This is a genomic window from Apilactobacillus quenuiae, from assembly GCF_002994005.1.
In the GTDB taxonomy this organism is placed as follows: Bacteria; Bacillota; Bacilli; order Lactobacillales; family Lactobacillaceae; genus Apilactobacillus; species Apilactobacillus quenuiae.
On sequence record NZ_POSN01000002.1, the window covers coordinates 81,300 to 104,636 of the forward strand.

General features: G+C 30.6%; 27 protein-coding genes, 1 pseudogene and 1 riboswitch. Of the genes and pseudogenes, 5 read left to right on the top strand and 23 right to left on the bottom strand.

What is annotated here, in order from left to right; translation table 11 throughout:
- Positions 1–191: 191 nt before the first annotated feature.
- The 3 genes from C7N44_RS02835 to C7N44_RS02845 all read right to left on the bottom strand — a co-directional run bounded on the left by C7N44_RS02835 (position 192) and on the right by C7N44_RS02845 (position 3,233).
- The gene (locus C7N44_RS02835; protein WP_105956391.1) at positions 192–833 is read right to left on the bottom strand and encodes a deoxynucleoside kinase; all 642 of its coding nucleotides are present in this window, start codon (positions 831–833) and stop codon (positions 192–194) included.
- Between the two features lie 122 nt (positions 834–955).
- A complete protein-coding gene (locus C7N44_RS02840) occupies positions 956–2,413 on the bottom strand; it encodes an amino acid permease (protein ID WP_105956392.1) in 1,458 nt (485 codons plus the stop codon).
- Between the two features lie 110 nt (positions 2,414–2,523).
- A riboswitch (Lysine riboswitch) is annotated at positions 2,524–2,700 on the bottom strand.
- Between the two features lie 41 nt (positions 2,701–2,741).
- The gene (locus C7N44_RS02845) at positions 2,742–3,233 is read right to left on the bottom strand and encodes a GNAT family N-acetyltransferase (protein WP_157945021.1); all 492 of its coding nucleotides are present in this window, start codon (positions 3,231–3,233) and stop codon (positions 2,742–2,744) included.
- A 62-nt stretch (positions 3,234–3,295) separates the two neighbouring features.
- Here C7N44_RS02845 and C7N44_RS02850 point away from each other — a divergent pair, with 62 nt between their 5' ends.
- Positions 3,296–4,099, top strand: coding sequence for an alpha/beta hydrolase (locus C7N44_RS02850; protein ID WP_105956394.1), 804 nt, complete (start codon positions 3,296–3,298; stop codon positions 4,097–4,099).
- Between the two features lie 35 nt (positions 4,100–4,134).
- On the opposite strand, the gene C7N44_RS02855 is transcribed toward C7N44_RS02850, so the two are convergent.
- On the bottom strand, positions 4,135–4,803 hold the full coding sequence (locus tag C7N44_RS02855; RefSeq protein WP_105956395.1) for a phosphatase PAP2 family protein: 669 nt from the start codon (positions 4,801–4,803) through the stop codon (positions 4,135–4,137).
- 157 nt (positions 4,804–4,960) lie between these two features.
- On the opposite strand from C7N44_RS02855, the gene C7N44_RS02860 reads away from it, so the two are divergent.
- Positions 4,961–5,794 carry a sulfite exporter TauE/SafE family protein gene (locus C7N44_RS02860; RefSeq protein ID WP_105956396.1) on the top strand — a complete coding sequence of 278 codons (834 nt, stop codon included), beginning with the start codon at positions 4,961–4,963 and terminating at the stop codon, positions 5,792–5,794.
- Positions 5,795–5,804: 10 nt separating this feature from the next.
- Positions 5,805–6,176 (top strand): DUF1634 domain-containing protein, encoded by a 372-nt coding sequence (locus C7N44_RS02865; RefSeq protein WP_105956397.1) that lies wholly within the window; start codon positions 5,805–5,807, stop codon positions 6,174–6,176.
- Between the two features lie 31 nt (positions 6,177–6,207).
- Here C7N44_RS02865 and C7N44_RS02870 read toward each other — a convergent pair whose 3' ends face one another.
- The 3 genes from C7N44_RS02870 to C7N44_RS02880 form a co-directional block, all read right to left on the bottom strand.
- Entirely contained in the window at positions 6,208–6,660 is a 453-nt protein-coding gene (locus C7N44_RS02870) for a threonine/serine exporter family protein (protein ID WP_105956398.1), read from the bottom strand.
- Between the two features lie 9 nt (positions 6,661–6,669).
- The gene (locus C7N44_RS02875; protein WP_318530495.1) at positions 6,670–7,434 is read right to left on the bottom strand and encodes a threonine/serine exporter family protein; all 765 of its coding nucleotides are present in this window, start codon (positions 7,432–7,434) and stop codon (positions 6,670–6,672) included.
- A 101-nt stretch (positions 7,435–7,535) separates the two neighbouring features.
- Positions 7,536–8,195 carry a metal-dependent transcriptional regulator gene (locus C7N44_RS02880; RefSeq protein ID WP_105956400.1) on the bottom strand — a complete coding sequence of 220 codons (660 nt, stop codon included), beginning with the start codon at positions 8,193–8,195 and terminating at the stop codon, positions 7,536–7,538.
- Positions 8,196–8,462: 267 nt separating this feature from the next.
- Between C7N44_RS02880 and C7N44_RS02885 the strand changes: the two genes are divergently transcribed.
- A complete protein-coding gene (locus tag C7N44_RS02885) occupies positions 8,463–8,702 on the top strand; it encodes a hypothetical protein (protein WP_157945022.1) in 240 nt (79 codons plus the stop codon).
- Between the two features lie 44 nt (positions 8,703–8,746).
- Here C7N44_RS02885 and C7N44_RS02890 read toward each other — a convergent pair whose 3' ends face one another.
- The 5 genes from C7N44_RS02890 to C7N44_RS02910 all read right to left on the bottom strand — a co-directional run bounded on the left by C7N44_RS02890 (position 8,747) and on the right by C7N44_RS02910 (position 12,483).
- Complete coding sequence (locus C7N44_RS02890) at positions 8,747–9,658, bottom strand: cation diffusion facilitator family transporter (protein ID WP_105956402.1); 912 nt, start codon at positions 9,656–9,658, stop codon at positions 8,747–8,749.
- A gap of 93 nt (positions 9,659–9,751) precedes the next feature.
- On the bottom strand, positions 9,752–10,288 hold the full coding sequence (locus tag C7N44_RS02895; protein ID WP_105956403.1) for a GNAT family N-acetyltransferase: 537 nt from the start codon (positions 10,286–10,288) through the stop codon (positions 9,752–9,754).
- Positions 10,289–10,420: 132 nt separating this feature from the next.
- Positions 10,421–10,819, bottom strand: a complete 399-nt coding sequence (locus C7N44_RS02900; protein WP_105956404.1) for a hypothetical protein — start codon at positions 10,817–10,819, stop codon at positions 10,421–10,423.
- 18 nt (positions 10,820–10,837) lie between these two features.
- On the bottom strand, positions 10,838–11,596 hold the full coding sequence (locus C7N44_RS02905) for a DUF1003 domain-containing protein (RefSeq protein ID WP_105956405.1): 759 nt from the start codon (positions 11,594–11,596) through the stop codon (positions 10,838–10,840).
- Positions 11,597–11,610: 14 nt separating this feature from the next.
- The gene (locus C7N44_RS02910; RefSeq protein WP_225362928.1) at positions 11,611–12,483 is read right to left on the bottom strand and encodes an RluA family pseudouridine synthase; all 873 of its coding nucleotides are present in this window, start codon (positions 12,481–12,483) and stop codon (positions 11,611–11,613) included.
- A gap of 95 nt (positions 12,484–12,578) precedes the next feature.
- On the opposite strand from C7N44_RS02910, the gene C7N44_RS02915 reads away from it, so the two are divergent.
- Positions 12,579–13,214 (top strand): carbonic anhydrase family protein, encoded by a 636-nt coding sequence (locus tag C7N44_RS02915; RefSeq protein WP_105956406.1) that lies wholly within the window; start codon positions 12,579–12,581, stop codon positions 13,212–13,214.
- A gap of 40 nt (positions 13,215–13,254) precedes the next feature.
- On the opposite strand, the gene C7N44_RS02920 is transcribed toward C7N44_RS02915, so the two are convergent.
- From C7N44_RS02920 to C7N44_RS08110, 11 genes and pseudogenes are all read right to left on the bottom strand, one after another.
- Positions 13,255–15,780: an ATP-binding cassette domain-containing protein gene (locus C7N44_RS02920; RefSeq protein WP_105956407.1), complete on the bottom strand. Its 2,526-nt coding sequence runs from the start codon at positions 15,778–15,780 to the stop codon at positions 13,255–13,257.
- A 61-nt stretch (positions 15,781–15,841) separates the two neighbouring features.
- The gene (locus C7N44_RS02925; protein WP_105956408.1) at positions 15,842–16,195 is read right to left on the bottom strand and encodes a hypothetical protein; all 354 of its coding nucleotides are present in this window, start codon (positions 16,193–16,195) and stop codon (positions 15,842–15,844) included.
- A gap of 78 nt (positions 16,196–16,273) precedes the next feature.
- On the bottom strand, positions 16,274–16,771 hold the full coding sequence (locus tag C7N44_RS02930) for a hypothetical protein (RefSeq protein WP_105956409.1): 498 nt from the start codon (positions 16,769–16,771) through the stop codon (positions 16,274–16,276).
- The gene (locus C7N44_RS02935; protein WP_105956410.1) at positions 16,707–17,705 is read right to left on the bottom strand and encodes a hypothetical protein; all 999 of its coding nucleotides are present in this window, start codon (positions 17,703–17,705) and stop codon (positions 16,707–16,709) included. The genes C7N44_RS02930 and C7N44_RS02935 overlap by 65 nt, the downstream gene beginning before the upstream one ends.
- 12 nt (positions 17,706–17,717) lie before the next feature.
- On the bottom strand, positions 17,718–19,112 hold the full coding sequence (locus tag C7N44_RS02940; protein WP_105956411.1) for a flavocytochrome c: 1,395 nt from the start codon (positions 19,110–19,112) through the stop codon (positions 17,718–17,720).
- 37 nt (positions 19,113–19,149) lie between these two features.
- Positions 19,150–19,533: a hypothetical protein gene (locus C7N44_RS02945; RefSeq protein ID WP_157945023.1), complete on the bottom strand. Its 384-nt coding sequence runs from the start codon at positions 19,531–19,533 to the stop codon at positions 19,150–19,152.
- Between the two features lie 184 nt (positions 19,534–19,717).
- On the bottom strand, positions 19,718–20,332 hold the full coding sequence (locus C7N44_RS02950) for a YoaK family protein (protein WP_167387281.1): 615 nt from the start codon (positions 20,330–20,332) through the stop codon (positions 19,718–19,720).
- Positions 20,333–20,450: 118 nt separating this feature from the next.
- Positions 20,451–21,380, bottom strand: coding sequence for a hypothetical protein (locus C7N44_RS02955; protein WP_105956414.1), 930 nt, complete (start codon positions 21,378–21,380; stop codon positions 20,451–20,453).
- A 34-nt stretch (positions 21,381–21,414) separates the two neighbouring features.
- A complete protein-coding gene (locus tag C7N44_RS02960; protein ID WP_105956415.1) occupies positions 21,415–21,783 on the bottom strand; it encodes a hypothetical protein in 369 nt (122 codons plus the stop codon).
- 54 nt (positions 21,784–21,837) lie between these two features.
- Entirely contained in the window at positions 21,838–22,179 is a 342-nt protein-coding gene (locus C7N44_RS02965; protein WP_105956416.1) for a hypothetical protein, read from the bottom strand.
- Positions 22,180–22,494: 315 nt separating this feature from the next.
- Positions 22,495–23,337: pseudogene (locus C7N44_RS08110) on the bottom strand (DNA/RNA non-specific endonuclease); the annotation flags it as partial.

A 23,337-nucleotide genomic window follows, 5' to 3' on the forward strand; every position in this document is an offset into this window, starting at 1 on the left:
CTTAGTTATAACTAAACACTCGTATCGTGATAACGGTCACCTTCCGTGTAGCATTACCTACCCGCTTTTCGTATGCCGGAAATTTCGACTTGTGATTTCCACCAACCATCACATCTCTTGATATCTACTAATAAACATACATCGCGTTTACATCTATAATCAATAATATTACATCTAATTTAGATAATCAACTATTTTAGATTCAATTCTTTTAGTTTATCATCAATCTGTTTTAAAACAATTTCACGATCAGCATCATTTTCAATGAAATCATATTTATCACCATCAATTTGAATTTTTGGTGATTGATCATAATTTTCATAAAAATTATTATAACGATTATTTAAATCTTGGTAATAGTCATACAATCCAGGGTCATTATCAACTTGTTCAAAGCTGCGACCCCGTTTTTTAATACGGCTTAACATTGTATCAAATGAAATACTAATATGAATCAACAAATCTGGATTCTTTTGCAATGATGAATTAGGAATTTCTTCCATCATATTTTCGAGTAACGAATCATAAATATCAGCTTCAGTTTCAGTGGCACGATTCATATCTGCATTCAGTCTAAACATTAATGAATCTTCATAGATTGAACGATCCATCACACTTAATTTTTCATTCTGAGCTTTTTCAAGATTTTCAAATCTAGTATTTAAAAAATAAATTTGTAATAAAAATGCATATTTCTTAGGATTTTTATAAAATAATGGCAAGATTTCATTATCATCAACTGATTCATAATAACCAGTTGAATTTAAATTTTTAGATAATAATCTAGTTAGTGAAGTTTTGCCCGCTCCGATAGTTCCTGCTAATACAAGCATGTAATTCTCCTTAAATAAATCAATAATATTTATATTTTAATACATAATTAAAAAACTTACATTAAATATTTAAAAACAATAAAAAAGATGCCCGATTCAAAACGAGAGGCATCTTTTAATTTTTATTCTTTATCCCTTAAATCAGTAGGTGAAACGTCTACTTTATCTAATGGAATAATTTTAGTATGATTTTTAAATTTATATGCAAAATATAAAATAAATACTAATGGTACTGAAATATAAGTAATTCCAATTTGTTCCCAATTAAAGTTAACAAATGAAGAAATATCCTGACCACAAATAACCAAAATACAAATAATCAAGGTAATAATTGGACCAGTTGGGAACCATGTAGCATGATATTTTAATTCATTTAAACTATGGCCTTGTTTGACAAATGCACGTCTAAATCTAAAGTGTGACAGTGCAATTCCAACCCAAGCAATAAATCCAGTTAACCCTGAAGCAGCAACTAACCAAACATAAATTTGTGGACCAGCAATACTACTGATAAATGTAGCTAGTGAAACTAATGTAGTGGCACCTAAAGCAAGATAAGGAATTCCACGTTTATTAGTCCGTCCCATAATTTTAGGTGCATATCCTTCATGTGACATTGAATATAACATTCTAGTCGAAGCATACATCCCTGAATTAGCTGATGAAATAACTGAAGTTAAAATTACTGCATTCATAATTGAAGCTGCTGCAGCTAGCCCAGCCCTTTTAAATACAATCGTGAATGGACTGATTGCAACATCACTAGCACTTGATCCTAGTAAATCAGGACTGGTATATGGAATAATTGCTCCGATTACAAAAATGGCTAAAATATAGAATAAAATAATGCGCCAAAATACATCTTTGATTGCACGAGGAACAGCTTTACTTGGATTGTTAGCTTCACCAGCAGTAATCCCAACTAATTCAGTTCCTTGAAATGAAAATCCAGCAACCACAAAAACTGCTAAGATCATTGGAATTCCACCAACAAATGGTGCTTGTTTATAGTGGAAATTAGATAAGCCAATTGTATGACCACCCATAATGCCAAAGATAGTTAGGATTCCAACACCTAAAAAGACAAAAATGGTAATAACTTTAATCAATGACATCCAAAATTCAGTTTCACCAAATGCTTTAACTGACAAGGCATTGATTAATAGGATTAATACTAACGTAATCGCACTGAATATCCAGCTAGGCATATTAGGTAACCAGAATTTCATTACTAAGGCAGCTGTACTAATATCAACCGCCACTGTAATGGCCCAGTTAAACCAATAGTTCCATCCCATCGCAAATCCCAAAGCTGGATCTACATATTTAGAAGCATATACAGAAAATGAACCAGAAACAGGTGTGTTAGTAGCCATTTCTCCTAAACTAGTCATTAAAAAGTAAACCATTAGTCCCATTAAGAAATAGGCAACTAATGCTCCACCTGGCCCGGCTTGACTAATAACTGAACCTGAAGCAACAAATAATCCGGTTCCAATTGAACCTCCTAGGGCAATCATTGAAACGTGTCTTGTCTTAAGTCGTCTCTTTACCCCTCTATCTTGTGAGTTTTCACTCATAATATGTCATCCTCTCTTATGATTCTAAGAGGTGCCATCAGAAAAATAACTAAAAAAGATCTCCCCATATAAAAAGAAGAGATCCGTAATCAATCAATTTTTAATTATTGATTCTAGAAAGCACTCCGTAGAAAAACTACGACAGTCCTCAGCTTATTCAACTGAGCCCCAACTAATGGTTGATAAAGCAGCTATTAGTTTCGGCAAAATCCCCTTTCACCAATCTATATACATCACTTTATTGAAAAAGATTGGTTATTAATGTCATTTGCGCCTCTTCTTAGATTTACTTAGTTATTATATAACATATAAATTAATTAAACAATAACTATGATAATTTTAATTCAAACGTTTTATAACCATCATATTTATCAATTGAATGAAAACCTAATTTGTTTAGAACCTTCATTGAAGGCTTATTATTTTGATCTACTGTGGCCTCGATTAAAGATGATTCATCAAAATTGTTAATTATTGCTAGTAAAGCTTTGGTCATATAACCTCTTTTTTGATAATCATTATTCATAAAATAGCCTAATTCTAAATTAGAATAAACTGGTTCAAAGTTTTCACCAATTTCAGGAAATAAATTAATTAAACCGATGACCTTGCCAGAATCAATTAATCTAATGGCAAAAGTTATATGATCTTCATTTTCTGATTGAAAAAGCATTCTAGCTTTAATTTCATCTTTAACTGGTTCAAAACCAGTTTTTTTAGCTACATCATCATTTGAAATCATTTCCCAGTAATCTTTAAAGTCATTATGATTCAATTTATCTATCTTAATGGCCCCTAGATTAATATTTATGTTTTTCAACAGACATTGCCGCCTTTCTTGCGTTAGAATAATTACAGACATTATATATTTGAGGTGCAAATATGAAAATAATAAAAGAATCAATTCGTAAAAATTCAAACGCTTTTATTAAAGGATACCTTAGACCAGCTGATGTTGAAACTAATAATTTCAAACACCCAGCGATAATAATTCTACCTGGTGGTTCATATAACCATATTCCAATGGTACAAGCTGAAAGTATTGCCTTAAATTATTCAGCTAAAGGCTACCAAAGCTTCTTTATTAGATATACTTTTGAACAAGAAGCACGTCCATTACTACCTAATCCACTAATAGAATTAGCAAATGCAATCAAAATGATTCGTAAAAACGCTAGTAAATGGAATATTGATCCTAATAAAATTGTGATTTCTGGCTTCTCAATCGGTGGTCATATCACTAGTTTATATAACGATTTTTATGACAGTAAATGGCTAATGGACAAAGTTTCAACATATGATGCTAAAATGTTAAAACCCAACGCTGTTATTTTAAATTATCCAGTTACAGATTTAACACTTGGTTTCCCAGGTGATAAAGAAACTATTGATAATTGGGCTGGTGAACAAAAAGAATTAGCTGCTGAAGAACATGTAACTGATACTAATGCTCCTACTTTTATTTGGCATACCGCCGATGATCCATTTGTTCCAGTTACCAATTCTTTAAAATATTCAATGAGTTTAAATAAACATAAAATCGACAATGAACTACACATTTTCCACCATGGCCCTCATGGAATGGCATTAGCCAATGAAGTAACTGCTTGGAATGAAGATTCAAATAATCCGCATGTTGCTAAATGGTTTGAATTATCCAATGATTGGCTAAAACAAATTCTATAAAAAAGCTGATATCAAAATGATATCAGCTTTTTAATTTATAAATATGAATGACGTACTGGATGCCAATGCTCTTTCAAACGCGGAGCATATCTAACATAAAATATTTCAGAAATTTGTACCCAAGTATAGGCAATAAATGCAGCACCCAAAGTATCAGTGGGAAAATGAGCATTCAAATAAATACGTGATGCCATGACTAACAATAAGAAAATGAAAGTTATAATTTGTATAAATAATTGCTTCTTTAAGCTCTTAATCATTGGTACTAAGACAATCCATACGATACTAATAACAATAAAGATTCCAAAAACATGTCCACTAGGGAAACTAAATCCAGTATCAGCTGCACTATGTAATGATGGACGTGGTCTTCTAACAATATTTTTAATAATAAAGGCAACTGCGTCCCCACCAACAATGGTAAAAATTGACCATAGTGCTACAATTTTATTTCTAAATCCCCAGAGAAAAAATGCAATAATTAATATCCAGACAATATCCATTTTAGGACTAGCTAATGTTGTCGATAAATGCATCAAATGTTCTTTCAAACCACCTTGAGATTTTTGAATTGATCCAATAATAATTGAATCAATAAATTTTAAATAACCAGAATTCATACTCACTGAAATTGAAATAAATAATGATAATATTAATCCCAAAGTAATTTTAAAAACTCTTTTATTATCTTTATCAATTATCATGAAATTTTGATCCTCCTCGAAAAGTTTTAAATTTAGTATAACATAGCTAATATACATGCATTCATATTTTAATTAAAATTATAAAAATCACTTTTAAAGGTATATAATTCAATCATTGTTATAATAAAAATAATTAAATATCTTAGGAGGAAAAATAATGATTGGAACAGTGATACTTATGATAGTTATTGGCCTATTCGCTGGAATTGCTGGTGCTATCTTAGGATTAGGTGGCGGAATTATAGTCACTCCAATTTTGACGCTAGCATGTCACTTAGATATTAAGTATGCAATTGGGGCCAGTGTAATTGTAGTAATTGCTACGAGTTCTGGATCAACGATCGCATATTTAAAAGACGAAGTTTTGAATCTCAGAGTTGCAATGTTTCTAGAAATAGCAACTACTATCGGGGCCGTTTCGGGAGCATTATTAACTGGAATTTTAGAGACAAAATATCTTTACATACTATTTGGACTATTATTATTATTTTCATCATTTAATATGGCGCGCAAGTTAATGAATAAAAATAAGTCTAACCTTAGTAATAAAGATGACAAAATTGCAAAAAGAATTCGCCTAAATGGTAGTTATTATGACAAAGCAGAACACAAACAAATTGATTATAAAGTTGAAAATATTCCTGGTGGTTTATCAGTAATGTTTGGTGCCGGATTGGCTTCTGGATTATTAGGAATCGGTTCAGGTGCGTTCAAAGTTATTGCAATGGATACATTTATGAAAATGCCACTAAAGCCTTCCAGTGCCACTAGTAATTTAATGATGGGTGTGACTGCAGCTGCTTCAGCTACTGTTTATTTCTTTAATGGATCAATTTTGCCATATATTGCAGTTCCATTAGCATTAGGGATTTTAGTTGGTGCTACAATTGGATCAAGAATTATGCAAATCTTACCGGCAAGATGGATTCGCATCGGTTTTGTACCAATCTTATTATATATTGGTATTAGCATGGTTATTAAAGGCTTCTAGGAGGTTAAAAATGAATAATTCTAAGCAAACCACTAAAGCAGAAATGAATGAAATTGAATTAGTAATTGGTAAAATTTTAAGAATTGGAGTTATCATATCAGCTGCGATTATGATAATCGGCCTATTGATGTTTCTTATTACTGGTAATTCTGGATATGCTGGAAATTATCACCCCTCTTCATTTAATGAAATTTTTAGCGGCATCATAAATTTAAAACCATATGCAATCATGATGTTAGGAATCTTTTGTTTAATCTTAACGCCAGTTTTACGAGTAGTTGTTTCAATATATTCATTTTATAAAGAACATGATATGTTATATGTTTATATCACAACATTCGTATTATTAGTCTTAATTTTTAGTTTCTTCTTAGGGCAATAATAAAAAGAGTAGTGAAAAAGTTATTTTTTCACTACTCTTTTTTGTTTGCTAAATTAACTCGCAAACGAATATATAATTGATTTAAAAATTCAGAGAATAAGAAACCAGAAGCAATGGCTCCAGCAATAAAAACAACTTGAATTAAATTAGTTTTTGCTAAAATAAAGTTACCAGTTGCCAATGATTTCATAACTTGATATGCCTGCCCCCCAGGAACAAGTGGTACTAAGGCTGGAATATTAAAAATAATGACTGGCATTTTTTTATAACGTGAAGCAAAAATGCTCAAAATACCTACTGTAAAGGTTCCAAATAAATTGGCAAAAATATATCCACTTATATATGTATTAATATAAAAATAAACTAACCAGCCGGACACACTTACAATTCCACTCATATTAAGTGCTCTTTTAGGCACATTAACCAATAGTCCAAAACCAATTGTTGCTAGATAAACACAAACAATATTAATAACTAGTCCCAAACAAACACCTCATCCCATGATTTTAATTGCCATTGCAACACCAAATCCCAAAGCACAAGCACTCATAATTGCCTCAACTCCACGAGAAGGTCCCGAAATTAAGTTTCCCGATAAAACATCACGAACTGCATTGGTAATTGGAACTCCGGGTACTAATGGCATAAGTCCTCCTGTAATTAAGTCATCAGCACTATTAGCTAAATGCATTCTAATCATAATAATAGAAGCAAAACCAATTGCCAAAGCAGATATGAACTCATTTAAAAATTTAATTGAAGTATATTTATCAATAATATTATAGACAAACCAACCTAGAACACCGATAAAGGAAGCTGCCCAAAAATCAAAAGTATTATGTCTAAAAACGATTTCCAAAGTTCCACTGACAACTGCAGCTCCTAGTAACTCGACCCAGAAAGGATATCTAGTTACATGCTTATCAATGTGTTTTAGTGAATGATAAAACTGGCCTAAAGTAATTAATCCCGCCTGAAATTGCCTAGAATAATCATTAACAACCGAGACCTTTTCTAAATCAAAACTACGCTTATCAATTGAGATCACTTGTGAACCCATATCAGGGCTGACGGTCATTATGATACCAGTTAAAGTAACATATGATCGGCTATCAGAAAATCCAGCATTATGACAAATTCGATCAATTGTATCATTTACTCTAACCATTTCGGAACCATTTTCAATCATGATTTTACCTGCTAGCAAACATGTTTCCACCACTAATTTACTTTTTCTTTTTTCATTCAAAAAATTCACCTACATTCTGCATAACAATAATATTATTTCAAATTATAACATGAATTATTTTGAGTGAAATAAAAAAAACGAGTTTTCAGTGTTGTCCACTTATCCTCGTTTTATTCGTTAGAATTCTTAATAAAAATATAATGTGAAGCTTTATAACTAATTGCGTTTTCTTGTTTATCAGTCAAATTTTGCACCGTGACTGGTCCTTCAAATGGAGAATGCTTAATCACCTTTAGCTTATCACCAATATCCAGTTGAATATCACCTAAATAAGTTAATAAGTCATGATTATCAATGAAACGGTCAACAACTACCGTGTCACCATCCTTAGCATCATTAAGTAATAAATGACTATCTTCTTTATAATGACCATCAATGCTAGGAATAACCCCACCATGTGGGCAATGAGTAGGATGACCAAGTTTATCATACATTGCTTTTAATAAACGATCACTTGTAACATGCTCTAATACCTCAGCTTCATTATCTAAATCAGGAAGTGGATAACTTAATTCATTAACTAAGAAGCTTTCCCAAATACGATGTTTTCTAACTAATACTTCAGCTAACTTAATCCCTTTTTCTGTTAAATATACACCAGAATAAGGCTCATGATAAACTAATCCTTCTTCAAGCAATTTATTTACCATTTCAGTTACAGATGCTGCAGCTATATCTAAACTAATTGCAATCCTTTTATTGGAAACCTTATCTTTAGTTCCACCTAGTTCAAATATAATTTTTAAATAGTCCTCTTTTTTTGGGGTCATTCTTATCAGCGTCTCCTAAATTAAAATCTAAATGCATTTGGTTTTAATATTTAATATTACAGCATTTAATGTAATTTTACCATTTTTATTTAACTTTTTTTAATAAAAAATATATAATTAAATTGTAACTTATACAACTAATAAGAAACTGGAGATGGAAATATGAGTGAAAAATCATTTAAGTTCGACCAACTCAGCGAACAATCTCAAGAAAATAGTGTCAAAGGTTTCAGTAAATTCTTTGTCAAAATGTACAGGGATCAAAACATGGAATTAATTAGTCAAGATATTAATAATTCCTTCTTATGGGATATTGATCGAGAAGTATATCGTAATCGTTTTGAATCGATTGAACATGCTGCAAAAGATACAGTTAAATATTGTAGAAAAAATTACCACGAACTATTAAAAGATTTAGATATTAAATTTTTAGCAAATGGTACTCCTGAAATACCTTGGGAAGATTGGTACCAAGCAAAATACGATAAAGTACCAGCCGGACTATAAAGTAAAAAGCTCAGCCTCAAATTGAGGTTGAGCTTTTTATTAATTTATTTAATATCGGTGCCATTATCATAAAACAAGTCTTCTTTTTTACCACGTTCAACTTCGGCTTGTAATGTTACATGTTCAACATTATATTTATCATGCAGTAATTTAGTAATCGGATCATATATTTTTTCAGCATCACTAATCATCATATCTTTCATATTGACATGGGCAGAAAACATAATACTATTTTCATCAACTGACCAGATATGAACATGATGAATTCCAGTAACTCCATCGATGTTCAATAAATCTTTTTGAATTGCATAACAATCAACATGAGGTGCACCTTGCATCAAGATTTTAATGGTTTTACTAATAATTGGGAATGTTTCAGACATAATATATAGTGCCACAATAATGGTTACTAAGGGATCAATAATATTCCAACCAAATAATCTAATTAAAATTCCGCCAATGATAATACCAATTGAAGCTAAAGTATCACTTAATAGGTGTAGATATGTAGCTTTAACATTCAAATTATTTTTCGAACCATGATTCAACATAATAGTTGAAACTAAATTAGCAACTGTTGAAACCACAGCAACAATTAACATCAAGTTTCCATTAATTTGTTCTGGTTTAAACAGTTTTGGAATTGCTTCAAAAATTAATACCGCCGAAATCATTAACAAGAAAATTGAATTTAGAAATGCTGAAATAATTTGTGCACGCTTATAACCAAACGTATTAAATTTATTTTGTGGACGTTCACTAATACGATGAGCATAATAACTTCCCACCACTGAAGCGGAATCTCCTAAGTTATGAAAAGCATCAGATAATAATGATAAACTACCAGATATAATTCCCCCTAAAAATTCCACTAAAGTAATTAATGAATTTAAAATGGTCACAAATAAAAAGCGACTACCGGTCATTTGGTTTTGTTCTTCATCATGTGAATGCATTTAAACTCCCTCCTATCTATATTTTAATTATACAATAAATACATATAACAAAAAAAGGTCGCTTTTCTAAAAGAAAGCGACCTTTTTGATATTTTAAACCAATAATGGTTGTTTAATTAAACGTTCATAAGCAAAATTTTTAACATCGGTGTTGGCAGTTGCAGAAATTGGAACCACCTTACCAGTTTCTATAAAGCCAGATTTTTTAATTACATGTTGCATTCCTAAATTACCAGGATTAGTGTCAACTCGAATACTATTAATGCCATTTACATTTTTTACAATATCATAAATGGCTTCAAATAATTTTTGTGATAAGCCACGACCATGATGATGGCTTGAAACAGCCACCCGATGAATTGATACATAGGGGCCATTTGATAACCACTTACCATCTAAATGTTCATAACTGTTATCTTTGCCAGGAATGACGGCAGCGGTGCCTAAGATTTCTCCATCTTCTTCTAATACAACAGTCCATTGATTAAGAATATCATTCATTAATGAATCAGCATTAGGATAACCATCTTGCCATTGGTTAACACCTTGTTTGGCAAGTAGGTCCTTTCCTTCGAAAACAATTTGTTTGATTGCTGCAAAATCTTCGATGCGTGCTCTTCTCATTAACATGATTAAGCCCCCTATCAATTTAATTATTTAAAACTAGATTTAAATATAATATCACCATTTTAAATAAATGCAAATAATTTTATACTTTTTTATAAATAAAAAACATTCCATCAAAATGGAATGTTAATTTGATTAATCTTCAAGCATCCGCCAACTTCCTTCAGCAGCTTTTGAAATTTGATTAATGAAATGAAGAACTGAACTAGCTCGTTTTTCATCATGTTCATTTAATTTATTTAAACCTTTTCCTGATGACATTGGTTGACCTAATGAGAAATCATTTTCTTGTAAATGTCCTTCAGCAAAGGCAATCACGGTTTCACCAGATTCAATTTTAGTAAGAATAAAGAACATTGAAAAGTCATCATTTTCCTTCATATAGGCAGGCATTGCCCAAATATCTTCAGCAATTTGTTGCATTTCTTCGTTCATGAAACGATAGTATTTATGATTTGCTTCTGTAACCGGTGTATTTAATACAAACATCATCTTGCTAAAAGCAGGTGCTCCCATTTTAATATTATCTTCCATCATTTATCACCTCTAATGTTATTTTTGTTGCTTTAATTGTGTCTTTAATTTTATATTTTCGTTTCTTAAATTAGTTAGTTCAGAACGAACTTCGCCTAAAATTTGTAGTTGTAGTTTTTCAATCTCTAAATCATGGGGCATTTGATTTTGTGTTAAATGGTCTAACTTCGCATGCAAAATACGTAATTCATGTTCTGATTTTAAATTAACATGGAAATCATTTTCGGCATCTAAACGATCACGTTGAGCAGAACGATTTTGGCTCATCATAATAATTGGTGCTTGAATTGCTGAAAAACAACTTAAAAACAGATTCAATAATATATAGGGGTATGGATCAAAGTGAATACCAAAAATTGCTAAACCATTCATAAGCATCCATACTAACAGAATCGCTACAAAAATGAAAATAAAAGTCCAACTACCACCAAATTTAGCAACTGCATCTGACACTTTTTGCCCAAAAGTAGTACTTTTACTAAGTGAAACGTTAACGTCGGTGATTTCATAATTATCATCTTTTAAAGCTTTAGTTAATTTACGGTTAATTTTTTGGCTTTGTCTTAAATCTGAATTAATCAATGAGTCTACACGATTCATCCGATATTTCAATAAGTGATTAGCACAAATAAAACTACTCATTTTAGCCTTAGGGAAATCTTGTTTAATTGCATTTGAAATTGGTTGTGCTAACTCCTTTAAGATTACTCCTTCATCTCTTAAATATGTTTTACCATCAACTAAACATTTTACTTGTTCTTGTGAATCTTTATTCATTTTTCCATCCTCCACTATAAAATTACTTTCATATCGGCTGGTAATTCTAATTTAAATTCACGGTCGACATTTGATAAGTCATCATGGAATTTTAAATAATAAGCATGTAATGCTTGGCGTTTTATTCCTCTATCTAAAGGTCCATTATATAATTGATCACCTAACAGCGGATGCCCCAATGCAGTCATGTGTACTCTAATTTGATGAGTTCTACCTGTATGCAATTTAATTTTTACCAAAGTATTATTGGAAGCAATTTTTTCAATCCAATATTCAGTCATCGCATTTTTACCATCAGCAATCACTTCGCGACGAAAATTATCACCTACTCTGCCAATTGGTTTATCAATAATCGCATGGGACTTAGATAATACTCCATCAACAATCGCATAATAATATTTTTCAATCTGATGATTGGCTACTTGTTGGTTTGCCAAACTATTAGCTAACCGATTTTTAGCAACTAAAACTAAACCAGAAGTAAAACGATCTAAGCGTGTGATTAAATGTGGCTTTAAATCGTGACTGTCTATTTTTCTTAAATAACCTTTAATGCGATTCACTAATGTATCTTCACGATTTGAGGGACCTGGAACACTAGTTAACCCTGCTGGCTTATTCACAACTAACCAATTATCATCTTCATATATAATATTAATTGGATGATCACTAAAAGCAACCTCGTCATCACTTTTTTCATCAGGAAAAATAACTGTTAATTCATCGCCAGGTTTAACTTGAGCATCAAATTTAGTATTATCATGATTCAGTAATATATTTCCGTTAGCTTTTAAGTCGTTATACATTCGATGACTAACACCTTTTTTTACTAAAAACTGCTTAATTCCATATTCAATTTTATCATTATTTGCCCAAGTGAATTCCAAAGTTATTTTCCTCCATTTTATTTATTATGTATGTTATATTAACATATTAATTGGATAGACTGCTAAATTTCAAAATTATAGAAAGAAGACATAAGATGTTAAATTATAATGATCAAGAAAATTGGCCAAATAATTTTGGTAAAATGCAATCACCGATTAATTTATCAATCGATAATCAAAATAAATATAAAGAATTTTTACCAATCAGTGTAGATGAATTCTACCAGTTAAATAATGAGATTGATGATGGAACTACGATTAGATTAAATGGGATGGGTAACGCTACTGTTTTTAATCGTGAATTTAGCTTTCAACAAATTCACTTTCATACTCCCGCTGAACACACTATAAATGGTAAAGTTGCTCCTTTTGAAATTCATTTAGTTCACAAAAATAATATTGGACAAACTGTAGTTGTCGCATTATTAGTACAAATAGGTAATGCTAATGCATCAATCCAAGAAATTATTAATAACTTTGTCCCTAATGAAGAAATTGATGTTTCAATTAATCTCACGGAATGGATTCCTAACTTAGCTAATGGATTTCATTATTCTGGATCACTTACTACTCCACCATTAACAGAAAATGTAGAGTGGGTAATTATAACCAATAGTCAAATAACAGTTAGTCAAAATCAAGTTGATTGGTTTGCTAAACAATTTGGTAATAATAATCGTAAATGTCAATCAATCAATAATCGTAATATTGAGTACTATGAAAACAAATAAAAAATACATCCCTAAGTCAAATAATTAGGGATGTATTTTTTTATAAATTAAACTTTTTAAAATGATTATTTAAATATCTCAAAGTCAGACTATTAGGACTCTTAATTAATTCGTTAGGTCTTCCAGTAGCCATGATTTCACCACCAAAGTTACCGCCCTTAGGTCCTAAATCAATCATATAATCAGCATTAGTCATTAAATCTAAATCATGGGTAATTAAAACAATCGTCGCACCCTTTTGTTTCAATTGATTAATAACACCGATTAACGTTTGGACATCGATTGGATGTAGACCAACTGAGGGTTCATCAAATACAAACATCGTATCACTTTGATTATTGCTCAAATGTTTAACTAACTTTAAACGTTGCGCTTCCCCACCAGATAAACTGGGTGTACTTTCTCCTAAATGTAAATAATTCAGCCCAATTTCATCAAGAATTTGTAATTGACCTTCAATTGATGGGACATTTTTGAAAATTGGTAACGCATCTTTTACTGATAATTTTAATAAATCAACAATACTATATCCATGCCATTTTATTTCTTGAATATTAGAATTAAAACGATCACCATGACAAGTGGGACAAACTTCTTCAATGTCTGGTAAATATTGAACATCTAAATGAATATTACCTAAACCACCACAAGTAGGACAAGCCCCCTGCTTATTATTATAAGAAAACGCACCAATGCCATAATGCTTATCTTTAGCAGCTGGTAACCGGGCAAACATATGGCGTAAGTGATCCATGATAGTCGTGTAAGTAGCTAAAGTTGAACGTTCATTTTTACCAACAGGTTTAGCATCAACACTCACAATATTTTTAATTCCGGTCGTTAAACTAGCTACTTGTTTAGGTAACTTACCATGCTGATATTCGCGAATAGCTGGCACTAGACTATTTAAAATTAGACTAGTTTTCCCAGCACCAGAAAATCCAGTAACTGCGGTAATTTGACCACTAGGAATAGTTGCTTGCACATTATGCAAATTATAATAATTATTTATTTTGATGTTGGTATCAGAACAATTAGCATTTGATGGTACTTTAACATGCATAATATCAGCTTTACCATCGATAAATGGACCAATTAATGATTTTTGGTTATGTGTTAACTGTTTAGGTGTACCTTGTGCAATCACATTACCACCTTCATCACCGGAACCAGGTCCAATTTCAATTACCCAATCAGCTGCACTAATAATATTCACTTCATGGTCAACCACTACTAATGAATTTCCTTGGGCAATTAATGCCCGAAAAATATGAATCAGGCCTTTAATATTATCAGGATGTAATCCGACTGAAGGTTCGTCTAATACATATAAAACGCCCGTTGTTTCTGTTCGCAAAGTTTTGGCCAATTGAATTCTTTGTAATTCACCAGTTGATAAAGTATTACCACTTCTAGAAAGGGTTAAGTAATCTAAGCCTAGTTCTAGTAATGGATTCAAATTATCATCTAAACTTTCAAATAAGATATCAGCCATATGTTGCATATTATCCGGTAATGATTGCTTAGTTGATTTTTGCCAATGCTCTAATTCACCCAATGTTAAATCAGAAACTTCGGCAATGTTTTTATCAGCAACTAATTGATTTAACAATTCTGGATTCAAACGTGAACCATGACAAATTGGACAAGTTGAAAAATGAAAAAATTTACTAATGCGATTGATTGCTCTTGAACTTTTAGCATTGTTCATTGAATCATATACTGATGCATATGCATTTTCATATACAGCATTATCGGAATGAAATACCCTGCCAGTTGAAGTATGAAAATCGACAGGATATTTTTTCTTTTCACCATGTAAAACAATCTGTTTTTCTTTATCAGTTAAATCTTTGTATGGTACATCAAGTCGAACCCCCAATGATTGGGCAATTGAGGACATAAAATTACGACCGGGTAAATGCCATGGTGCAATCGCACCATCTTCAATCGATTCATTTTCGTCTTCTATAATTGTATCTGGATCTAGTGAACTAACTTGACCTGTACCTTCACATTTGGGGCATGCCCCACCAGAGTTAAATGCAAAATTTTCTGCAGACTTTGCCATAAATTGAACTCCACAAGTTGGGCATTTAATCATCCCCATCCCACTTTGACCATCATTGGGTAAATCCATTGACTGAGCAATTTTTAAACTGGGAGCAACTCGATGTCCATTGGGACAAACAGGTGATCCTAAACGTGAAAAAATCAATCTTACTATATTAAATATTTCGCTCATTGACCCGACTGTTGAACGTTCAGAAGGTACATTAGGCCGTTGTTTTAAAGCAATCGCTGATGGAATATGCCGAACTTCACGGACATTAGTATGAGCACTTTGCCCAATTCGACGCCTAGTATATGTAGATAATGCTTCTAAATATCTTCTCGAACCTTCAGCGTACAAAATCCCCATTGCAAGTGAACTTTTCCCAGAACCAGATGGGCCTGAAATAGCGACAAATTGGTTTAATGGAATATCCACATCAATATTTTTTAAGTTATGCACATTTCCACCACGAACCTCAATTTGGGTAGGTAAAACATTTTTATTCTCCATTAAAATTTTTCCTTTCATAAATTTATGCTAAAAAAGTGCCGATTATGTCTCAGCACTTTAATTATTTTTTATCGATTTGGTTTAATAAATCCTTGATTCTTTGAATTTCATCTTTTGTGGGATGATCATTATTATTCAATATTTCATAAATTTGTTGACCAGAATCAATAATATCCTCTAGCCGGGAATCTAAATTATTAAAGAATAAGTTAGTTAACATTGAACGTAGATGTTCAACTCCATCTTTATCACCTTGAATGGCTCTTTCAGTCATTTTCTTAATAACAATTTTTACATTACGACGTTTTAATTTCTTTTCTTTATGACTATTATAGTATGGTAAGAATAGTGCTACTACAACTGATAATGACTCAGCTACAGCAGCTACCCATTCAGCTAATTCTCCGCTATGCATATGTAATTCATCTCCTAAAATTATTGTAGCAGACAAAAAGCATTGCCCAAAAGACAATGCTTTTTGTTAAATATTCTTTTAAAATTTTCTTATTTTAGTTATAGATGATAAATTCCAAAAAGAAAAAAATGCTGTCACAATTGGAATAATTAAAATACCCATAAGAACTATTGGTAAATATGTTTCCATTCTAAACATTAACATTAGTCCATAAATTCCAGGAATAAGATTAACTAACATTTCCCAATAAGCACCTTTTAATCGATAACCATTGTGTTTTCCTTGATTAAATAATAAATAGTGAATTAAGGAACCAATTAGACCAACTAAAAACACCAAGTTTCTGAGTAATATAACCGCATCAGGAATTGGTTTATTCATAAAAGAAAATAATGAAAAGTAACTTACTGGAAGAAATAAAGCCATTACCAGTCCATATAAAGAATTCCAAATGATACAGATAATTCGTAAAAAACTAATTCTAGATTGAATAAAAGAAATCCTCCTGTAATTAATATCCATCAATTTGCCAATCAAACTGATCTTTTTTACTAATAGAATGATATCTATTTCCATAATCCTTATATCCTAATGCTCCAACCCAATATAATATTTTATTTTTAGGAAATTTAGCATTATTGTTTATTATAATTTTTTTACCTAAGTTATTTTCAGAAGCAGAATATAATGAAAGAATATTGCCCTTATTATCTACATGCGTATTATACTTCTCAAAAACTGTACGCTTAAAAAATAAAACTTTTACCTTCTTAGGAACATAATAAACATGATTATTAATCTTTATCATAAAAATATTTGAATTATATTTTTTAATTTTAAGTTTACTGGTATTAATAAATCCTAAGCTCTTTTTATTTTTAGTCTGAGTTGCATAAATATAATTATCTGCATGTTTATAATGAGCATCATCATGATTTAATTTGTATATACTTTTATAAATAGGAATATTCATATTATACCAATCATAATCACCATCATCATAGGCTTCAACATGCAATGACTTATATGCAAAATCTGGATTAACATATCCAGTTTCCCATTTTTTGGCTGAAAATTGATAAGATGAAACTTTTTTTAATGGCTTTAACTGCACTGATGAAGGATCGATTAAGTCCTTTCTAACAAGGTTAATTAAATCTTCATAACTATTTACTTTTTGTTTAACAACATCAGAATGATTAAAAACAATTTCATTTAAAATAGATTGAGCCCGACTTTGTGTAAATTGGAAATGATTCAGATAATTTAAAACTTCATCTAGTTTTTTATTAGCGACCTGTTTTTCCTGATCATAACTACTCTTGTTCTTAACATAAAAGAAATCATAGAGATCATTAATATTAGATGCTGGATTTTTATAAGTTTTAACATCCTGATTAATAGATACACTATTTAAATACGATGACTGATCAGCATTAATATGTGTAACGTTAAATAAAGGTATCATTAATCCAATTAATATAAGTAATTTAGCAATATTATTTTTCAAAATAAGCTCCTTTTATTTATCTTCAATATATTTAAACACTTGTTGACCAGCTTGACGACCAAAGATAACAGTTTCAGCAATGGAATTACCACCAATTCGATTATCACCATGTAGACCACCAGCAACTTCACCACCAGCAAATAATCCATGCACTGGTTGATTATTTGCATTCAGGACTTGAGTTTTAGCATTCACTTTAATGCCACCCATTGTGTAATGAACTGCTGGTGCAATATGAATAGCAAAATAGGGCCCTGCACTGATATCGCGATTCATTCCAGTTGTACGATTAAATTCAGCATCATGTTTAACGTTCACTGATTGATTCCATTTATCCAAAGTAGCTTTTAATTCATCAGCATCTACTTTAATATTTTTAGCTAAATCACTAATAGAATCTCCATGAATAACTAAACCAATAGAATCATAAAAATTAATTGCTCCAACATGGTCACGAATGCCCTGATTTAAAATTAAATCTGCTGATTTTTCAGGTAATTGATTAATTGCAGCTGTAACATTCTTACGAGTATCTAATTCATTTACAAAACGATGCCCCTTTTGATCAATTAAAATTGCACCTTCACCACGCACGGCTTCACCAATCAAGAAAGCATGATCATTATCTTGTTGGACGGTCGGATGAACTTGAATTTTATCCATATCCACTAATCCGGCTCCAGCATCAGTAGCTAACTTCAATCCATCGCCAGTTGCTCCGGGTTGATTAGTAGTTCGATAATGGGTTAAATCACTGCGATATTTACCAATGATTCTTTTACTAGCACCAAAGCCGCCAGTTGCTAAGACAACTGCCTTAGCATGAATATCTTTCCTAGCGCCATCTGATAACTTAACGTGAACGCCAGTTACTTCATTATCATTCTTTAAAATTGCATCTACATCAATATTATTGAAAACTGGAATCTCATCTTTTTCAACAATTTTCAAAAAATTAGTAACTAGAAATGCCCCAATGGGTGCTCCAGAGCTAGGGCGATGAGTTCTTCTAGTATGCATACCACCAGTAATCGTTAAATCATCTAAATCAATTCCATGATCAGCTAACCAATCGACAGACAATGCTGAATGACTAGTAAAATAATCTAACATCTCAGGATTGTTCTGCTTATCACCGCCAATAAAGGTGTCATTATAAAACGCTTTAAAACTATCAATAATATGATGTTTTAATTGTGTTTCTGTTTCAGCAGCATTCATCCCAGAAGATGCACGTGTTGAATTACCACCTAGTTTATCCATTTTTTCTAAAATAACTGGTTTTAAGCCTAATTCATAGGCTTGAATCGCAGTAACTAATCCAGTTGAACCCGAACCAACAATTACTACATCATAGTTAGCTTTTAATTGATCTATTGAAGTTGGTTGAAATACATACTTTTCCATTTTTCACACCCCTAAATATTTAATTAAAATAAAAGTATTATTTATACATAATATAGATAGAATAGCATGTCGATATCAAATAAGCATGAAATATTATCCATGCGAGATATGGATACAAATTATATATTTTATTTCTTTTATACATTTTATCCAAATGGATGCCCATAAATTTATTATGATTTTTAAAATGAATACTTAGTATTATTAAAATTACATCTAAAACTAATATAAAAAATACCAAGATAATACAGATAAAATATACGGGTAACTTATCAGAACTAGAAAAAGTAATAATAGCTATATATATACCAATAATCATTCCAACAGTCATTCCTAAAATAGATGAACGCCTTTGTGAACTAAGATATTCTAACAATCTTTTTCTATCTTCCTCTTGAAAAGAATTAATTATTTGATTCATTCTTTTTTTTCTTATTTTTTCGTTTTTTCTAGAGTACAATGCAAAACAAATAAGAAGAATAAAAAACATAAATCCTAATATATGAAAAAACAATAATATCACTCCAAATTATATGTAATTGGATTAATGATAACATCTATATATCTTCTAGTTATAACACTCATACATTACTTTAATAAAATAACTATTTTATAACTTTTTGATTAGTAAATAATAAAACAATTAAAACAATAATTACATTCATGAAAATAGCATATTCGTCCAAAATATTAGTTAATAATCCCATCATTAATGATCCCAATATAAAACAAAATAAAATTAAAAATGTATCAATTGATATGCTCCTTGATTTAACATTTTTAAATCGTAAAAATGAATAAAAGTTATCCAACAATTTTCTTAAATTGCCGGTCATCATTAATGGATTAAATGGATTGCCATTCATCAATTTAAATTCTTGAAATTGAGCTGCAGCTGCAATTGCTAGTAAACCTACAATAACAATGTCAGAAAGTATATTTGCTAAAATCCCTACGATAACTAATAAAATTACATCAATGATTAAAATAATTCTTTTAATATTATGTTCTTTATATCGACTAGCCTGTAAATGCTTAATAAAAACTACTCCTAAAGCAAACATTAAAATTGAAAATAAGTAACGAAGCGATTGCCACCATGCTAGCTTACTTAAACTAATGCCAAACAAAATAAAATTTCCAGTTTGTAAGCCAACAAAGACTTCCCCATGTTGCAAAAAAGTATATGCATCAATGGCACCTGAATTCATCGCTAACAATAAACCTACAATTGGGGTTTCGTAAATATTCTTATTAATATTTAAATGCTCCTTTTTAAATCAAATTATATTTATAATCATAATATATAAATATTAATAAAAATACTATTTAATATTTTCAATAAGGTAAATCAGTAATCTTAACTTTAGTTTTTGAAAAACCATTTTCATTTAATACATCTTTGACCTCTTTTTTACGATATTCAGATTGACGACTTAGCACGACTTCACGTAAGATGTTGGGATTAATTCTCGCTAGTGAAATAGGTCGATTACTAATGAGGGTTGATGAATCAACATTATCACGCTTAGGTTTAACAATTACGTACCTTAACTCTTCTTCTTGCCATAAAATTTGGCGTTTAAAACATAATGATAGTAAGAATAATGAACTTAAACATTTTTTGCGAATATCAATAGCTACCGAATTCCATACTCCTCTTAAGCCACGATAGGCATCGAGCCATTCTTTGATAATGGGCATAATAAATTCTTTATGTGTTTTTCGATTATATTCAACTTTTAGCGGAAATACATAGCCATATCCCTCACCCATGTGTTTAAAATCAGGTGAAGTATATTGATCAGATAATTTTTGTTGAATTTTTTGACTATCAAAACCTAATGCTACATCCCCATAATTACCTAATGCTTGTGAATTACGATTAGGCGAAAAGCTCCAAACATAACTATCAAAATTATTATGCTGATAATCATTAACAAACGCAACAATTTCATTTTTAGTTGCATTTAATTGTTTTAAATATTCAATCGCAACCCGATACGTATAACGCACTTCCAATGGATCATTCATTGAATGAATATATCCAACATAAAATAATTTAGTTTTAACAATATTTTTTAATGCCCCAATACTAGTGTAATGGTAAATCTCTCCAATATCGTGAGCATTAATATAGAAACGTTTATAAATAATATCATGTGAATGGGTTCGATAATCGGACTTTTCATCAGTGATAGAATTTAATGCTGACTTGCCATATTGATTTAATGAATCATAAATCTTGTGGAATTCTGTTGGCGTCATGCTTAAATTCATCTCCTCATATCAAAGATTTACATTAATTATATAACAACAAAAAAGCATCGTCTAAAGAGACAATGCTTGATTTAAAAATTAAATAATGAAATTGGCATAATGTTAAAAAAAATAACCATAAAATAGTGGTTGGAATTAACCAAAGCAGATAAAAAATAAAGTAGCATTTATCATATGTAGATATACTACGCCAGCCATAACTAATAATTTTCACGACAGATAGTAAAACGCTAATTAAACTAATAACACCCATGATTAGCAACCCAAATAATACAAATGTATCGGGATGATAAATATCATCTTTTGCCATTTCAATCATTCCATCAATAATCATAAATAATGGAATAAATAAAATTAATCCTTGTATCCATAATTTGTCTTTATAATTCATATAAGCTCTCCATTGAATTAGTTATAGAACATATTATATACAATTAAGTACATTCTAAACATGAACCAAATAATAAATGAAGTTTTCAAAATTAAATGGAACAATTTCAAAGAATGACAACCAAACAATAAAACTAGGTATAAACAAAATTAAATGAAATACAAACATTATTTTGTAATATATTGGCATATTATGCCATCCTAATGAGATTAATTTATTAATAAAAATAATGATATTTATTAAGCTAATAATTCCAATTACTAATACTCCAAATAAAACTACCACGTCAGGATGAAATAAACTATCATGTGCTAATTCAATTAAACCATCAATGATTGAGTATAATGGTAAAAATAAAATAAAGAATTGAATTATTAATTTCTTTGTATATTGCATAAAGCTCCTTAATTTAAAAATGTTGCAATCTGATATTACCATAAATAAACATTAATATAAAAAGTAATAAAAAGCAGCCCTTATTAAAAAAAGGACTGCTTTTACTATTTAAAATAGATGATGGCGTCTATGATATCCATAAAAATGACGATGATATGGATGATAATAATGGCGTTCATATTTTCTTTGATAGTGACGTTTAATATAGTGATGAGCTGCTCCAGCAATCACAGCATCCCTAACATAATGATGGCGATGATAGTGTTCACCATTATAATTACGATGTTCACTAAAACTAGGTGCACCTGATGGAGTTGGTACATTCATATTATGATCAATCTTAGAAGTTCCATCCGCGTAGTTAAATTGAATTCCTGGTTGCACATTATATAAATATACATTTAAATTCAAAGTCTTATCCGTAGACAAAGCTTGCAGATGAACACCACGTGCCATTAGTTCATTATCTTTAAAAATGGGTTTAACTTGATAAATAACTTTTTTACCGGCACGTAAAGCATCACGAACTTTACTCTCATAAATGGTTTGTACTTTTTGATTACTAAAAGCAGTTTGAGTAAATAAATTCTTTAAATTATTTTGATCCCCAGATTGTACACTAGGTTCATAATTACCATTTACACTAATGCCTTTAGATAAACTATAAGCAATCTCATGACCACGATTAATGATGGCTTCACTATTAATAAATTTTTGATGCCAACCCGTTGGTTTAACATCTTGAGTGGAACGTAAACTATCATTAGCAACATTTCGTGATTCTAAGTAAGCAGTATTCCCTGCTGAAGTACGATTTAAATTATCTAAATTACTGTAAATAACATGATTGTACTTCCAATCAGTAGTCTTTAAATTAGCATGATCATCATTTACATAAGTAAAGGCTTGATTTCCAGAAGTATAATTTAAATCAGCTAGTTCATTATCACTTTGAACATGTTGTTTAGTAGCCTTAGCTTGCTTTTTAGCAACATGTTTATCACTATGCGGTGAACTATGATCACTACTTTGTAAACTAGAACTTGTTTCCGAACCTGAATTACTATTCTTTTTTGAGGAATCTTTGCCACCCATACAACTGCCTAATAAGGCTAGTAGTAATAAAGTAACAATTCCTCCAGTTAATATTTTTTTCAT

Coding starts and splice junctions, on each gene's coding strand:
- C7N44_RS02835 (WP_105956391.1), bottom strand. CDS start 833: ATGCTTGTATTAGCAGGAACTATCGGAGCGGGCAAAACTTCACTAACT.
- C7N44_RS02840 (WP_105956392.1), bottom strand. CDS start 2,413: ATGAGTGAAAACTCACAAGATAGAGGGGTAAAGAGACGACTTAAGACA.
- C7N44_RS02850 (WP_105956394.1), top strand. CDS start 3,296: ATGAAAATAATAAAAGAATCAATTCGTAAAAATTCAAACGCTTTTATT.
- C7N44_RS02855 (WP_105956395.1), bottom strand. CDS start 4,803: ATGATAATTGATAAAGATAATAAAAGAGTTTTTAAAATTACTTTGGGA.
- C7N44_RS02860 (WP_105956396.1), top strand. CDS start 4,961: ATGATTGGAACAGTGATACTTATGATAGTTATTGGCCTATTCGCTGGA.
- C7N44_RS02865 (WP_105956397.1), top strand. CDS start 5,805: ATGAATAATTCTAAGCAAACCACTAAAGCAGAAATGAATGAAATTGAA.
- C7N44_RS02880 (WP_105956400.1), bottom strand. CDS start 8,195: ATGACCCCAAAAAAAGAGGACTATTTAAAAATTATATTTGAACTAGGT.
- C7N44_RS02885 (WP_157945022.1), top strand. CDS start 8,463: ATGGAATTAATTAGTCAAGATATTAATAATTCCTTCTTATGGGATATT.
- C7N44_RS02890 (WP_105956402.1), bottom strand. CDS start 9,658: ATGCATTCACATGATGAAGAACAAAACCAAATGACCGGTAGTCGCTTT.
- C7N44_RS02895 (WP_105956403.1), bottom strand. CDS start 10,288: ATGTTAATGAGAAGAGCACGCATCGAAGATTTTGCAGCAATCAAACAA.
- C7N44_RS02900 (WP_105956404.1), bottom strand. CDS start 10,819: ATGGAAGATAATATTAAAATGGGAGCACCTGCTTTTAGCAAGATGATG.
- C7N44_RS02905 (WP_105956405.1), bottom strand. CDS start 11,596: ATGAATAAAGATTCACAAGAACAAGTAAAATGTTTAGTTGATGGTAAA.
- C7N44_RS02915 (WP_105956406.1), top strand. CDS start 12,579: ATGTTAAATTATAATGATCAAGAAAATTGGCCAAATAATTTTGGTAAA.
- C7N44_RS02920 (WP_105956407.1), bottom strand. CDS start 15,780: ATGGAGAATAAAAATGTTTTACCTACCCAAATTGAGGTTCGTGGTGGA.
- C7N44_RS02925 (WP_105956408.1), bottom strand. CDS start 16,195: ATGCATAGCGGAGAATTAGCTGAATGGGTAGCTGCTGTAGCTGAGTCA.
- C7N44_RS02930 (WP_105956409.1), bottom strand. CDS start 16,771: ATGGAAATAGATATCATTCTATTAGTAAAAAAGATCAGTTTGATTGGC.
- C7N44_RS02940 (WP_105956411.1), bottom strand. CDS start 19,112: ATGGAAAAGTATGTATTTCAACCAACTTCAATAGATCAATTAAAAGCT.
- C7N44_RS02945 (WP_157945023.1), bottom strand. CDS start 19,533: ATGAATCAAATAATTAATTCTTTTCAAGAGGAAGATAGAAAAAGATTG.
- C7N44_RS02955 (WP_105956414.1), bottom strand. CDS start 21,380: ATGACGCCAACAGAATTCCACAAGATTTATGATTCATTAAATCAATAT.
- C7N44_RS02960 (WP_105956415.1), bottom strand. CDS start 21,783: ATGAATTATAAAGACAAATTATGGATACAAGGATTAATTTTATTTATT.
- C7N44_RS02965 (WP_105956416.1), bottom strand. CDS start 22,179: ATGCAATATACAAAGAAATTAATAATTCAATTCTTTATTTTATTTTTA.